Genomic DNA, 13571 nt, shown 5'->3' on the forward strand with positions numbered 1-13571 from the left:
GGACTAAACCGCAGTCGAGTTTCCGAGTTAATAAGAAAAACCAATAAATAAATAGTGTATTTGTGCAACGCAACAGTGGATCGCTGAGAGGCATTGGGAGAGACCAACATGATCGAGTACCTGCTACCCCGCGCCTTGGTGTCACGCACCGAAGCCACGGCGCAGGCCCAGGAGGCCGAAGCGGCGACGGCCAGCCCGTTCGCTGCTGCTATGGCGACGTCGTTCGCCCATGCCAAAGGCCATTTGCACCAGGCCGTCTGGCTGTCACTGCCCATCAGCCTGCTGGGACTGCTGCCCTCGATCTTCCTGCTGCAGGTCTATAACCGTGTCATCTCGCGCGGTGGCACCGCCACGCTCACCGCCATGGTGGCCGGCGTGCTGTGCATGCTGGCGCTGGAGCTGTACCTGCGCCGCAAGCGCGCCCGTGCGCTGCGGGAAGCGGGCGCGACGATCGACCGCGAAGTCTCGCAAAGCCTGATGCGCTCCATGCTGGCGCACCCGCTGCTCACCCTGGAGCAGCGCTCGGCCACGCAGTGGTTGCAGCTGTTTCGCGATGTCGGCTCGATGCGCTCTTGCATCTCGGGCGGCGTAGCCTCCTCGGTGCTGGATCTGCCAATGGCCCTGCTCGCGCTGATCGTGATCGGCATCATCGCCTGGCCCGTGCTGCCGGTGATCGTGGTGGCCATGGTCGTGCTGGGCGTGCTGGCCTGGTGGTGGGCCGATGAGGTGCGCAGTGGCCGGGTCGAAGAAGTCGAGCAGGCGCGCCAGCTCGACCGGGGCACGGCCGAGATCTGCAATGCGCGCGGCACCCTCAAGGTGCTGGGCTATGACGCGGCGGCCCAGCAGGCCTGGCAATCGGGCTATGACCGCTGGCTGGCCGAGAGCTTTGACAAAAACGGCGAGATGGAAAACGCCAAGGAAACCAGCCATGTGCTGCTGACCTTGTTCTCGGTCGCCGTCATCACCGTGGGCGCGCTGGCCATCAATGCGCAGTGGATGAGCATCGGCAGCCTGATGGCGGTGAATCTGCTGTCGGGCAAGGCCCTGGGCCCGATTGCCCAGCTGGCCAGCAACTGGCGCTCGCTGGCCCGTGCCAACGAAGCCACGGCCCGCCTGCAAAAAGCACTGGAAGAGCCGCTGGAGCCCGAGAGCCAGCGCATTGCGCTGCCCCGCCCGCGCGGCGTGTTTCGCTTGGAGCAGGCCAGCTTCCAGTACCCTTCAGGCCACTTGGCGCTGGACCAGGTGTCGCTGCAGATCGGCCCCGGCGGCATCCATGCGATCCTGGGCCGCAATGGCGCGGGCAAATCCACCCTGGCCAAGCTGCTCGCCGGCCTGTACCAGCCCACGCAAGGCACGATCTCGATCGACGAGTACGACATGGCGCAGTTCCCGCGCAATGACCTGGGCCGCTGGGTCGGCTGCCTGGCACAGCAAACCTACTGGTTCAGCGGCCCCATTGTCGATATCTTGCGCATGGTCAGCCCCGATGCCGATGACGGCCAGATTCTGGCGGCCTGCCAGCTGTCGGGCGCGCACAGCTTTATCAGCCGCCTGCCCCAGGGCTACCAGACTGTCCTGGGCGAAGGCGGCGCGGGCCTGTCAGCCGGCGAGTTGCGCAAGCTCGGCCTGGCCCAGCTCTTCCTGCGCAACCCCTCGGTGCTGATTCTCGATGAGCCCAGCAACGACCTGGATTTCGAGAGTGAAACCGCGCTGCTGCAAACCCTGCGCCAGATTGCGACCAAGCACACGGTCATCATCGTCACCCATTCGCTGCGCGTAGCCTCGCTCGCCCAGCATATCTACCATGTGCGCGGTGACGGCCAGGTGGACCAGGGCCAGCCCGAGCAGATGCTGCCGCTGCTCTTTGGCGTCAGCAGCAAGCCAGCGGCCGCTGCCAACGAGGCCACCGCATCGCGCAGCGCGGCTGCCGCCAAGCCATCGGCCGCACCCGGCCCGGCGCAGGCCCAGGAGTTGGCATCATGACGGCCCGCTCCCTTCACGACCTGCCCCAGGTGCTGCAAAACCTGGAGCGGCCACCGGTTCCCGACACGCCCCAGCCCGGCCGCAACCAGCGCCGCATCGTGCTGGCCGCCTTGGGCGTGCTGGTGCTGGTGGGCCTGTTCTACCCGGTCGAGAACGTCGTGGTCGCCAGCGGCCAGGTGATTCCCTCCGACCGCGTGCAGACAGTCCAGCATCTGGAAGGCGGCATCGTCACCACCGTCCATGTCAAGGAAGGCCAGGAAGTCCACAAGGGCGAGCCGCTGCTCGAAATTGACCTGGGCGGCAGCAGCCTGAACCTGGAGCAGTTGACGGCCCGCAGCGCCACCGCGCAAGCCAGCCGCACGCGCCTCACGGCAGAGAGCCAGGGCCTGGCGCTCAAGGCAACGGATTTCCCGCGCGAGCTCGAGAGCAAGATTGTTCGCGCCGAGCTGGGCGCCTTCTCCTCACGGGCGTTGGAATACCAGGGCAGCCTGGCCTCGAGCCAGGCCATGCTGCTGCAGGCCCGGGGCGATGTGGCGCAAAGCCAGGCCCGCATCGACGGCCTGCGCAGCAGCCTGGCGCTGCATGAGCAAGAGGCCGGCATTGCCCAGCAGCTGGCGGCCGAGCAGCTGATTGGCCAGCTCGAAGTGCTCGACAAGCAGCGCGCCCTCACCTTGGTGCGCACCGACCTGGCCGCCGCCGTGCAAAGCCTGGTCAGCAACCGCGCCAAGGTCGAGCAGGCGCAGGCCAAGATTCTGGAAACCCAGGGCGCGTTCCGCCGCCGTGCCTCCGAAGAGCTGGCCCAGACCGAGCGCGAGCTGCTCAGCCTGAGCGAAGACCTGTCCCGCGCGCGCAACCAGCGCAGCCGTACCGTCGTGCTGGCCCCGACCGACGGCGTCGTCAAAGGGCTGCGCAGCTCGGGCGCTGGCTGGGTGGTCAAGCCCGGCGAGGCGATTTTGGAAGTCGTGCCCGACAAGGACGAGGTCATCGTCGAGGCCCGCCTGAACCCGGCCGACCGGGGCTATGTGCGTGCTGGCCAGGAAACCAAGGCCAAGGTCAGCGCCTACGACTACCTGCGCTATGGCTTTGTGCCCGGCAAGGTCACCCTGGTCTCGGCCGATGCCGACCACGACCCGAACGTGCCCGATTCGCCGTCGTATTTCCGCATCCAGGCCAGCCTGGCCCAGCCCTGGGTCGGCCGCAAGGACAACCGCATCACCACCGGCATGCAGGCCGAGCTCGATCTGCTGCTGGGCCGTGAACCCTTTATCTGGTATTTGCTGCGCCCCGTGCTGCATATCCAGAGCGAAGCTTTCCGGGAGCCTTGAGCGATGCGCCTCTTTGCCCCCGCACCCCTTAGCAGCGCGCCGCTTGGCCAGGCGGCCAGCTTGCCCGCGCGCTACCTGGCAGCCCAGCCACGCCTGGCTTGCGCCGGGCGCGCCGAGCCGCAGGGCGCCTCGGTCTGGGGGATTGTCTGCGCGCTCACCATGGCCTGGGCGAGCAGCGATCTGCAGGCGCAGGGCTTCTCCGATGGCACCGTGCCGGCGCAGGAGGCCAGCCAGTCCGACGCCATGCCGGTGCTGGAGATGCCGCTGCGCGTGCAAATGGCTGAACCTGCGCCAGAAAGCCGCGATAGCGCGCCTGCGCTTGCCAGCAGCACCGCACCCAGCGCAAGCGTAGAACTGGCAGCTCCCACGCCGGCCGCCCCCGTCGTTCCCGCCAGCACCGCACCTGCCGCCGCACTGCAGCTGGCACCCAAGCTGATGCCAGGCACACTTGCAGGCAACGCGTCCCAGCAGCAGCTGCTCACAGCGCTCTACACGATGCTGAGCGACCACCCCGATGTGCGCAAGGCGCGCGCCGCCGTGGAATCAGCCGGCTACGACACCCACACGGCTGAGGGCGCGCGCTGGCCCAGCTTCAAACTGGGCACCTCCGCCGGCAATGCGGCCCTGCCCCAGGGCGGGCGGCGCAGCTCGTACACGGCGGTGAACGCCGAGGTGCGCATGAACCTGCTCGATGGCGGCGCCATCAGCGCCGGCATCGATGCGGCCCAGGCCATGGAAGCGGCGCAAGGCAGCGCCCTCTACACCACGCGCCAGAATGTGCTGCTCGATGCGCTGTCGGCCTTGCTAGAGCTGCACCGCTTCCAGACCAAGGCCCGCATTGCCGCCGAGTCGGCCGAGATCATCGGCCAGCTCGCCCGGGTGGAAGAGCGCCGCGCGGAGCTGGGCGCCGTGGGCCGCAATGACCTGCGCCAGGCTGCATCGCGCCGCGCCAGCGCACTGGCCCAGCAAAACGCGCTGGAAGCCCAGCGCATCGATGCGCAGGCCCGCTTTACCCGGTTCTTCAACTACATCCCGAGCCTGTCCTGGCTGCCCGAGCCCCAGGTGCCCAGCTTCTGGGTGCCGACCAATGAGCAAGCGGCGCTGCTGGCTGCCGAGGACCAAAGCGCCGAGCTGCGCGAGATCGGCCACCTGATCGAGCGCGCCCAGGCCGAGGTCGAGCGCAGCAAGGCCCAGCGCTGGCCCACGGTGGCCGCCGTCGTCTCGCACACGCGCGATCCCAAGAGCGTGCTCTACACCGAAGGCACCCGCTACGGCGTGGAGCTGAACTGGAACTTTGGCAATGGCTTTGAGCTGCGCGACCGCATCCTCAAGGCCATCAGCGAGCTGCAGGCCCAGCAGGCCCAGCAAGAGGCCGTGCGCCGCCAGGTGCATGAGGCTGCGTCCTCCGCCTGGGGCCGCTGGCAGGCAGGCCGCGCCCGCGAGGCCCAGCTGCGCGATGCCGTGCGCGAAGCCAGTGCCGCCTTTGAAGGCTACCGGCGCCTCCTGGAAGTGGGCCGGGGCAACCTCTCGCAGGTGCTCGATGCCCAGCTCGACGTACAGCGCCTGATGCTGGACGCAGCCGACGCCATGTATGACCAGCGCATCAATGAATTGCGCCTGACCCGCACCACCGGCCAGTTGCTGCCCCGCGACTTGCCCGAGCACTGGCTCGACCAGCTCTTTGCCCAGCGCTCTGCGAATGCCCCCGCGCCTGCCACTGCGCAGCGCCCCTTTGCCAGCCCTGGCCCCGCGCCACTGGCTGGCAGCCGCGCAGCCCCTGCCCGGCCTGGAACCCCCTATACCTCACCCCCTGTTTTGACTGCGCAGCACCTGCCGCTGCGCCTGGACCACCGATGGGACACGCAGCTGCTCAGCCAGCCGCAAGGCTCCGGTGCAGCGCGCGCACTACGCTGGTAAGAGGTACGGGTTTCCACAGCGACAGGCGCTTGCCCACGCCTGCCACTGTTTTTCAGCTGGGCTATGTAAATGGAGAGCATCATGACCAACATCATCAAGAACTTCTGGAACGATGAAGAAGGCGCGACCGCCATTGAGTATGGGTTGATTGCAGGGCTGATTGCCGTCGGTCTGCTGGTGGCATTGACCGATATCGGTACCAAGCTGAAAGTGGTTTTCGAGAAAATTGGTACTGCCCTGACTGCCTCCGGCACCGCAGCTCCCTGAGTGCCTCAACGTGACTACCACTGCCTTCACCTGGATCCTGCTGCTGTGGCTCGTCGCCATAGCAGTCATGGATCTGCGCAGCCGCAAGGTGCGCAACTGGATGGTGCTGCTGGGCCTGGCCACAGGCTTGGCAGCACTGTTCGGAGGTGCACAGCCGTTTGACATGCTGGCCTGGCAAGGCCTGGCAGGTATGGCGGTGGCCTTTGTCGCGCTGCTACCCCTGTACGCCATCCGCTGGATGGGCGCCGGAGATGTCAAGTTTGCGGCGGTCGCTGGCCTGTGGTTTGGGCTGTCCCCCTATCTGCTGGCCATCTGGCTGGGTGCAAGCCTGCTTGCCGGTCTGCACAGCATGGTCGTATTGGGGTGCCGCAGCCTGCTGCGCAGCCCCCAAGGCGCGTTGCTGCTGGCCAGACTGCCCCTGCTGCAGCCCGTACTGGCAGCCGGTGCAGATGCGCCTGCCAACGACCGGCCTCGTGGCCCCCAGCGCAGCATTCCCTATGCCGGTTATATGGCGCTGGTGGCGATCGTGCTGATGATGCGCAACTCCGTGCCTTTCCAGGGTTGAAGGACTGCTGACATGCACCTCTATTCACCTCCACCTCCCATGTGTTTTGCTGTCGCCCCCTGGGCCGCACACGCTGCCGCGACAGCAAAGCATATGCCGCGTTCAACCTCTAGGAGCCCTCAACCATGAACCTCACCAAGATACTGGCCGGCCTGCTGCTGGTCCTGGCCTTGGCCCTGGGCCTGGGCGCCTTGCTGCTGGGCCGCCAGACAGCCAATCGGCCGGTGGCACCGACCACGGCGCCAAGCAGCGGTGCTGCCAGCCAAGCGGCGCCCACCTTTGCCGTTGTGGTGGCTGCCAAGCCCATAGCGGCAGGCCAGCGCCTGGTGGCAGACGACCTCAAGATCGCGCAGTTGCCAGTCGCCGTGGCCTCCAGCTTCTCCAACACCGATGCTCTGCTGGGCCGCACCACCACGATGGCGCTGGCGCCCGATGCACCGCTCTTTGAGCAGCAACTGATCAGCGGCCTGGCCTTGCAGGTCGAGCCCGGGCAACGCGCGGTGTCCGTCGCTATCCGCGAGGCCATGGCTGCTGGCCACCATGTGCGGCCCGGCGATTTTGTCGATGTGTTCTTTACGCTGGATGGCAAGACCGACGCGGCGGAGGTGGACAGCCAGACCCGGCTGCTGCTGGCACGCACCCGGGTGCTGGCCTATGGCCCAGCCAGTGTCGAGAACCCCCCGCTCACCCAGGCCCAGCGCCAGCAGGAAGAGCAAGAGGCCGCCAAGACCGGCAGCAGCGGCAATGCGGCGCGGCGCAATACGCAAGATGCCCAGGCGGCTCGCAGTGCCGCGACCGCCGTGCTGGCCGTGCCTTTGCAGGATGTGGAGCGCCTGACCCTGGCCGAGAAATACGGCCAGCTGAGCCTGGCATTGCGCCACCCCGATGACAGCCGCGTGCCCGACCCGGCCCTGTTTGCCGCGCTGCCCACGGTGCTGCAGCCAGTAGCAGGCAAGCTGGCCAAGGGCGAGGAGCTGCAGGGCATGGACCGCTCCTTTGCCGGCCTGCGCTTCAAGGACCTGGCAACCGGCGCCGACAGCAAGCCAGTGCGCCGCCCTGCCACCGTCACGCAGGCCAGGGCGCCAGCGCCGGCCGCGCCCTTGGCGCCACCACGCACGCTGGAGGTCTACCAAGGCGCGAGCGTGCAGACCGTACGTTATTGATGGCTGCCGGGGTTGTCAGCCCCGGTTGACCGCGCCACACAGGCGCACACGGGCCCGCAAGGCCCGGAACCAGAACGAGACAGACGAGGGAACCGACTATGAGAACCACCGCACTTGCATCCGCCGCCTGGCTGCCGCTGCTGGCCAGCACCTTGGCCGTGCAGGCCCAGCCTGTGGCCCCCGCTGCCGTGAGCGTGCAACCCTTGGCGCTGGTGCAAGGCCAGCAGCAGCTGTTCAAACCCGGTATTGCCATTGCACGCATCGCCATTGGCGACCCAGCCGTGCTGGATGTGCAGGTGCTGGGCGAATTGCCCCAGACCGGCAAGCCCGCCGCTGGCAAGGCTGCCGCCCCGCGCCCTGCCCGCCCGGCCGAGCTGCTGCTGACCCCCAAGGCCGCTGGCAGCACCACCTTGATGGTCTGGCCCAGCCAGGGCGAACCGCAGACCTGGAGCGTTGTGGTCAGTGGCCCGCGCCTGTTGCTGGAGCGCCGCCTCCAGTCCCTCCCTGAGCACGCGCGCGCCTCGGCAGAACTGGCGGCCACTGCGCCCAAAGGCACGCCCTTGACCGACCGCGCCCAGGTGGATGTGCGCAGCAATACCGTGCAGGTGGATGTGCAGGTGGTGGAGTTCAAGAAATCGGCCATGCGGCGCGCGGGCGTGCAGCTCAACAGCGGCGGGGCCAATGACCATGGCTTCCAGTTCGGCGTCTACACCCCGGGCAGCAATGGCAGCAGCAGTGGCTCTTCCAGCGGCAGCGGCGGTAGCGGTGGTAGCGACAATGGCACGACAGCCATTGCCAGTGCGATGAACCTGGTGCTCGGCTTTGGCCGGGCCTTCAGCGGCCGGGGCATTACTGCGCAGCTGGGTTTTCTCGAAGGCAATGGCCTGGCGCGCGTGCTCGCCAAACCTACCTTGGTGGCCCACAGCGGCCAGACCGCAAGCTTTCTGGCCGGTGGCGAGATCCCGATCCCCGTGCCCAGCGGCGGCAGCAATAATATCTCCATCCAGTACAAGGAGTTTGGCGTCAAGCTGCAGCTGACGCCGACCATTCTGTCCAACGAGCGCATCGCCCTCAAGGTGGCGCCTGAGGCCAGCGACCTGGACTACACCCAGGGCGTGACGATCAATGACATCTCGGTGCCCGCGCTGCGCACCCGCCGTGCCGACACCTTTGTCGAGCTGGCCGATGGCGAGAGCTTTGTCATTGGCGGGCTGGTCAGCCGCTCGACCCTGTCCAATGTCAACAAGGTGCCGCTGCTCGGTGACCTGCCCATCCTGGGCACCTTCTTCAAGAACCTCAACTACTCGCAGGAAGAGACCGAGCTGGTGATCATCGTCACGCCCCGCCTGGTGCAGCCGCTGCCCGCCGGCACCAACCTGGAGGCACTGCTGCCGGGCGCGCAGCAGGAGCTGCCCAATGCGGGCCGCGTCTGGGCACCGTATGCGGTAGGCGCGCCCTATGCCGACTCCCCCCTGCCCGGCTTTTCGTACTGATGCCATGAACAAGGACTCGCTCGCCCCCCACAGCGCAGGCTCCGCGCCCGAGAGCCCCTCGCTGGCTGACCTGCTCACCCCCAGGCCCGGGCAGGCCCGGCCTGCGCCGGCCGATGCCAGCGAGCGCCCGGCCCTGCGCGCCGTACCACCTTCACTGACCCCAGTGCCTGCCACCGCCAACCCCGCAGGCGACAGCCCGGCCACCGTGCCGCTGCCGCTGCTGCTGGTGCAGGCGCCCGCGCCGCAGGGCGCGCTGGCGCTGGCCTGGATGCAGCGGCTGCTGGGCGGCGCCCAGCCCCATGTCGCTCCCAGCCTGTATACGGTGGCCGAGCAAGTGCAGCAGCTGCAGCCCCAGGCGGTGCTGGTGCAGTTTGACAGCGCCAATGTCGATGCGGCCACTGCGCTGTTGGCCCAGCTGCAGCAGGCCTTTCCGCATATCCCGCGCCTGGCGATTGGCCATGCGCAGGACGCCCCATGCCTGCTGGCAGCATTGCGCGCCGGCGTGCAGGATTTTCTGGATCTGGATGCACCGCTGGACCCGGCCCAGCGAGTGGTGAGCCAATTGCTGGCCCGCCCCGCTGCCGTAGACCAGCGCCGTGCCGATGCCGCGCCCATCACCGCACTGCTCTCGGCCCGGGCCGGCTTGGGCTGCAGCCTGCTGGCATCGCACCTGGCCTGGCATCTGCAAGAGGGCCTGAGCCCTGCGCGCAGCGGCAAGGCTGCTGTGCCAGCCAGCCACACCGCCGATGGGCAGAGCTTGCATGCCTTGCTGCTGGACATGGGTGCTTCCGGCGGTGACTGCGCCATCTACCTCAACACCCCGGGCGAGTTCAGCCTGGCCGATGCGCTCAGCCAGCAGCGGCGCCTGGACAAGCGCATGGCGGCCAGCGCGCTGTCGCGCCACCCCAGCGGCCTGCGGCTGCTGACCATGCCCCGCCATGCCGCGTTGCCAGCGGCCGGAGAGATCGACGCACTGGTCCAGCGCCTGGGCCAGTATTTTGAGCACCTGGTGCTGGACCTGGGCGCAGACACGCCCCTGCCGGTGCTGGCCGAGGTGCTGCCCCAGGCCAGCCAGATCTGGCTGGTCTGCGACCAGAGCGTGGCCAGCGTGGTCTGGACTGCCGAGCTCCTGCAGCAACTGCAGGCCATCGGCATTGCACCCGAGCGCATCGAGCTGATTGTGAACCGCCATGACAGCCGGCTGGAGCTGGCGGCCAGCCACATGGCGGCGCAGTTGCAACTGCCGTTGCTTGGCAGCATTCCCGAGCGCCGCCGGCCACTGATGCAGGAGGTCAACCGGGGCCTGCTGCTGCAGGCACAGCGCCGCAGCGAGCCCTATGTGAAGGCGGTCGGCCAGCTCGCCGACCAGCTGCTGGCCGCGCACCATCCACAGCGTGTGGGCCACCGCAGCGGCGCGGCCGGGCCCTTGCAACACCTTCTCCAGCGCCTGCGCGGACACTGAAAACCACCATGACGACCACGGACTACACCACCTCCGCCGCCGCTGCCAGCGAGAACCTGCAGCATGCCCAGCTGCTTGCCGATCTCAAGAACCATACCTATGAGCACCTGCTCAGCCGCATTGAGGAGCTGGGGGCGGAGTTTGGCCGCTGGTCCCAGGCGGCGATTGCGCAGTTTGTGAAGCTCGAGCTCGACAGTTTTATCCGCCTGCATGCGGTGCCGGTCAATGAGCAAGAGGCCCGCCAGGTGGCCGAGGCGCTCAGCCGTGAGCTCACCGGCCTGGGCCCGCTGCAGCCGCTCCTGGAAGATGCGCGCGTCGAGGACATCCTCATCAATGGCTACCGCGACATCTATGTCTCGCGCGGCGGCATACTCGAGCGCGAAGCCTCGCACTTCAAGGACGACGAGCATGTGCTGCGCATTGTGCGGCGCATTCTGGCGCCGCTGGGGCGGCGCCTGGACGAATCCAGCCCCATGGTCGATGCCCGCCTGCCCGATGGCGGCCGCATCAATGTGATCATCGGCCCGCTGGCCATCGACGGCCCCACGGTCTCGATCCGCAAGTTCCGCAAGGACCCGCTCACGCCCAAAGACCTGGTCGAGCTGGGCAGCTTCAGCGAAGACATCTGCCGCATTCTGGAGATGGCCGTCAAGGCACGCTGCAACATCCTGGTGAGCGGCGGCACCAGCTCGGGCAAGACCTCCTTGCTCAACGCCCTGGCCAGCTTTATCCCGAGCAACGAGCGCATCGTGACCATCGAGGACACCGCCGAGCTCGCCCTCAACCACAGCCATGTGGTGCGGCTGGAGAGCCGCCCGGGCAGCTTCGATGGCTCGGGCCATGTGAGCATCCGCGACCTGCTGGTCAACAGCCTGCGCATGCGGCCCGATCGCATCATCGTTGGCGAAGTGCGCAGCGGCGAAGTGCTGGAGCTGCTCCAGGCGATGAACACCGGCCACGATGGCTCGATGGGCACCATCCATGCCAGCTCGCCGCGCGAATGCCTCTACCGCGCCGAGATGCTGGCCGGCTTTGCCGGCTTTCAGGGCAGCGAAGTGAGCCTGCGCCGCCAGATTGCCAATGCGGTGGACTTTATCGTGCAGATCGGCCGCCTCTCCAACGGCCGCCGGCGCCTGCTGTCGCTGACCGAGGTGACCGGCATGACGGACAACATGATCTCCACCCAGGAGCTCTACCGCTACGAGGCCCAGACCGGCCCCGACGGCCAGGAGCAGGACCACTGGATCTCCATGGGCATCTCGCCGCATTCGCCCAAATTGCTGGCCTGGTGGCGGGGCCAGCAGCAGGCCGGCAGCGGCGGAGGACAGCGATGAACATCCACCCAGTCGTTTTGGTCATCGCCGCCCTCGCCTGCGCGCTGCTGGCCCTGGCGCTGTGGCTGTTCTCCCGTGCGCGCCAGCAGCAGGCCCGGCAATCGATTGCCGGCCATATGCAGCGCAGCCGCGATATCCAGCGCGATCTGCTGGCCCCCTCAGCCGCCGCCCCGATGCCGGGCATGGCAGCCGACCCCAGAGCTTCTGCAGCCTTGCCTGCTGCGCTCACGCCCTCGGCCTCGGCCTCGGCACGGCAATGGTTGTATGACCATCTGGGCTATGGCGCCTGGGGCATTACGCCACGGGGTCTGGCCATGATTGCTGCAGTGGGCGTCGTGCTGGCCATGCTGATTGCGATGCAGGCCGGCGCACTTTTGGGCCTGATGGTGCTGGCCGTCTATGCGCTGCTGACCTGGTTTGGCATCTGGCACCGGGTGAGCAAGCGCCGCGCCAAGATGCTCTCGCTGCTGCCGGGCTTTCTGGACAATATGGTGCGGCTGATCTCCATCGGCAACTCGCCCCACGCCGCCTTCCAGTTTGCCAGCGGCAATGTGCCCGAGCCGCTGGGCAGCGCCTTGCAGCATGTCAATGCGTCCCTCAGCGTCTCGCCCGATCTGGGCCAGGCGATGACACAGCTGGAGCGCACCTGGAAGCTGGCCGAATTTGGGCTGCTCGCTGCGGTCTTCCGCATGAGCACGCGCTATGGCGGCCGGGTGGACCAGGTGCTCGAACGTGTGTCCGCCTATATCCGCGACCGCCAATCGGCCGAGCGCGAGCTCCATTCCCTCTCGACCGAGGTGCGTCTTTCAGCCTGGATCCTGGCCTTGCTGCCCATCATCGTGGGCAGCTTGATCATGCTGCTCAACCAGGGCTACTTCCTGCGGCTGTGGCAAGACAGTACCGGCCAAAAAATGATCTTTATCGCAGCAGGCCTGGAAGTATTTGGCTCCTTTCTGCTGTACCGGCTGGCACGCCTGAAATAGGGAGTCCGACTGATGTCTCGACCCACATTCCTGAACGACCGCCGTTATTCGCCTCCTCCAGAGCCTGTTTGCTGCACGGAGGATTGCCGATGACCAGCGATCAACTGTGGATTGCCAGCCTGGTGCTGGCTGCGCTGGGGCTGCTGATGCTCGCAGGCAGGCTGCTGCTGCGCCAGCACCGCAGCGAACGCACCGAGTTGCGCGTCGCGCAGTTGCTGCGGCAGCGCGAGGCGACAGCTGCGGTGATTCAACCCTTCCCCATACCCGGGCTGCAAGCGCTGCCAAGCTCCGCATCGCAAAGTGAGCAAGAAGCGGCCCAGCAGATGATCGATCGTCTCAAGCCGCCTGCCTGGTTGGACACCGGACTGGCAAAGGCCTTGTTTGCGGACGAGGACCGCAAGCTCATGGAGCAGGCAGGCATCGAGATGGCACGTGGCGCCTTCACATTTGTCACCAGCCGCATCTTGCTGTGCCTGGCCCTGCCTGTGTTGGCGCTGCTAATTTTCGAGCCACAGGGCACCACCGCCGTGTTCCAAGGCTTTGTAGCTTTCAGCCTGGGCCTGATGCTGCCCAAGTGGATTTTGCGCTCCAAGGCAACGACACGCCGCAAGCAAGTCGTCGAAGAACTACCCCTGTTTGTTGACCTGCTGCGCCTGCTGCAGGGCGTGGGCCTGAGCATTGACCAGAGCCTGCATATTCTGGCCTCTGAGTTTGGCAGTGTGCTGCGCGTGCTGAGCGCCGAGCTGGGCCTGGCCAATCGGCTCTACAGCTCGGGCCGCACGCGTGAGCAGTCGCTGCAGCGCCTGGCGATGCTGGGCGCGGACGACGACATGAGTGCCGTGGTCAACCTGCTGGTGCAGGTGGACCGGCATGGCGGCGCAGTGCAAGAGCCGCTGCGCGAGTTCAGCCTACGCCTGCGCGAGAAGCGCCAGGCCAATTTCAAGGAAAAGATCGGCACGATCACGGTCAAGATGACCGGCGTGATGGTGCTGACCTTGCTGCCCGCCTTGATCGTGATTACCGCAGGGCCTGGCTTTACCGCGGTGATCCGCTCACTGTCGGCGATAGGAGGGAAATAA

At 67.0% G+C, this 13571-nt stretch carries 11 protein-coding genes; all 11 read left to right on the top strand.

What is annotated here, in order from left to right:
- Window positions 1-108 precede the first annotated feature (108 nt).
- Complete coding sequence (locus tag N4T19_RS05910; protein WP_260719682.1) at window positions 109-1983, top strand: peptidase domain-containing ABC transporter; 1875 nt, start codon at window positions 109-111, stop codon at window positions 1981-1983.
- Complete coding sequence (locus N4T19_RS05915) at window positions 1980-3308, top strand: HlyD family type I secretion periplasmic adaptor subunit (RefSeq protein ID WP_182341789.1); 1329 nt, start codon at window positions 1980-1982, stop codon at window positions 3306-3308. Before N4T19_RS05910 ends, N4T19_RS05915 begins: the two co-directional genes overlap by 4 nt.
- A gap of 3 nt (window positions 3309-3311) precedes the next feature.
- Window positions 3312-5225, top strand: coding sequence for a TolC family protein (locus N4T19_RS05920; RefSeq protein ID WP_232539361.1), 1914 nt, complete (start codon window positions 3312-3314; stop codon window positions 5223-5225).
- A gap of 81 nt (window positions 5226-5306) precedes the next feature.
- Window positions 5307-5492: a Flp family type IVb pilin gene (locus N4T19_RS05925; protein WP_116924463.1), complete on the top strand. Its 186-nt coding sequence runs from the start codon at window positions 5307-5309 to the stop codon at window positions 5490-5492.
- A gap of 10 nt (window positions 5493-5502) precedes the next feature.
- Window positions 5503-6057: an A24 family peptidase gene (locus tag N4T19_RS05930; RefSeq protein ID WP_232539362.1), complete on the top strand. Its 555-nt coding sequence runs from the start codon at window positions 5503-5505 to the stop codon at window positions 6055-6057.
- A 125-nt stretch (window positions 6058-6182) separates the two neighbouring features.
- Window positions 6183-7220 (top strand): Flp pilus assembly protein CpaB, encoded by a 1038-nt coding sequence (cpaB, locus tag N4T19_RS05935; protein WP_260719683.1) that lies wholly within the window; start codon window positions 6183-6185, stop codon window positions 7218-7220.
- 98 nt (window positions 7221-7318) lie between these two features.
- Window positions 7319-8713 carry a type II and III secretion system protein family protein gene (locus N4T19_RS05940; RefSeq protein WP_182341794.1) on the top strand — a complete coding sequence of 465 codons (1395 nt, stop codon included), beginning with the start codon at window positions 7319-7321 and terminating at the stop codon, window positions 8711-8713.
- Window positions 8714-8717: 4 nt separating this feature from the next.
- Window positions 8718-10175, top strand: coding sequence for an AAA family ATPase (locus N4T19_RS05945; RefSeq protein WP_260719684.1), 1458 nt, complete (start codon window positions 8718-8720; stop codon window positions 10173-10175).
- An 8-nt stretch (window positions 10176-10183) separates the two neighbouring features.
- Complete coding sequence (locus N4T19_RS05950) at window positions 10184-11509, top strand: CpaF family protein (protein ID WP_260719685.1); 1326 nt, start codon at window positions 10184-10186, stop codon at window positions 11507-11509.
- Complete coding sequence (locus tag N4T19_RS05955; RefSeq protein WP_116924057.1) at window positions 11506-12492, top strand: type II secretion system F family protein; 987 nt, start codon at window positions 11506-11508, stop codon at window positions 12490-12492. The genes N4T19_RS05950 and N4T19_RS05955 overlap by 4 nt, the downstream gene beginning before the upstream one ends.
- Window positions 12493-12581: 89 nt before the next feature.
- Entirely contained in the window at window positions 12582-13571 is a 990-nt protein-coding gene (locus N4T19_RS05960; protein WP_116924058.1) for a type II secretion system F family protein, read from the top strand.

Origin of the sequence: Comamonas squillarum (genome assembly GCF_025309455.1) — a bacterium.
GTDB lineage: Bacteria > Pseudomonadota > Gammaproteobacteria > Burkholderiales > Burkholderiaceae_C > Comamonas > Comamonas squillarum.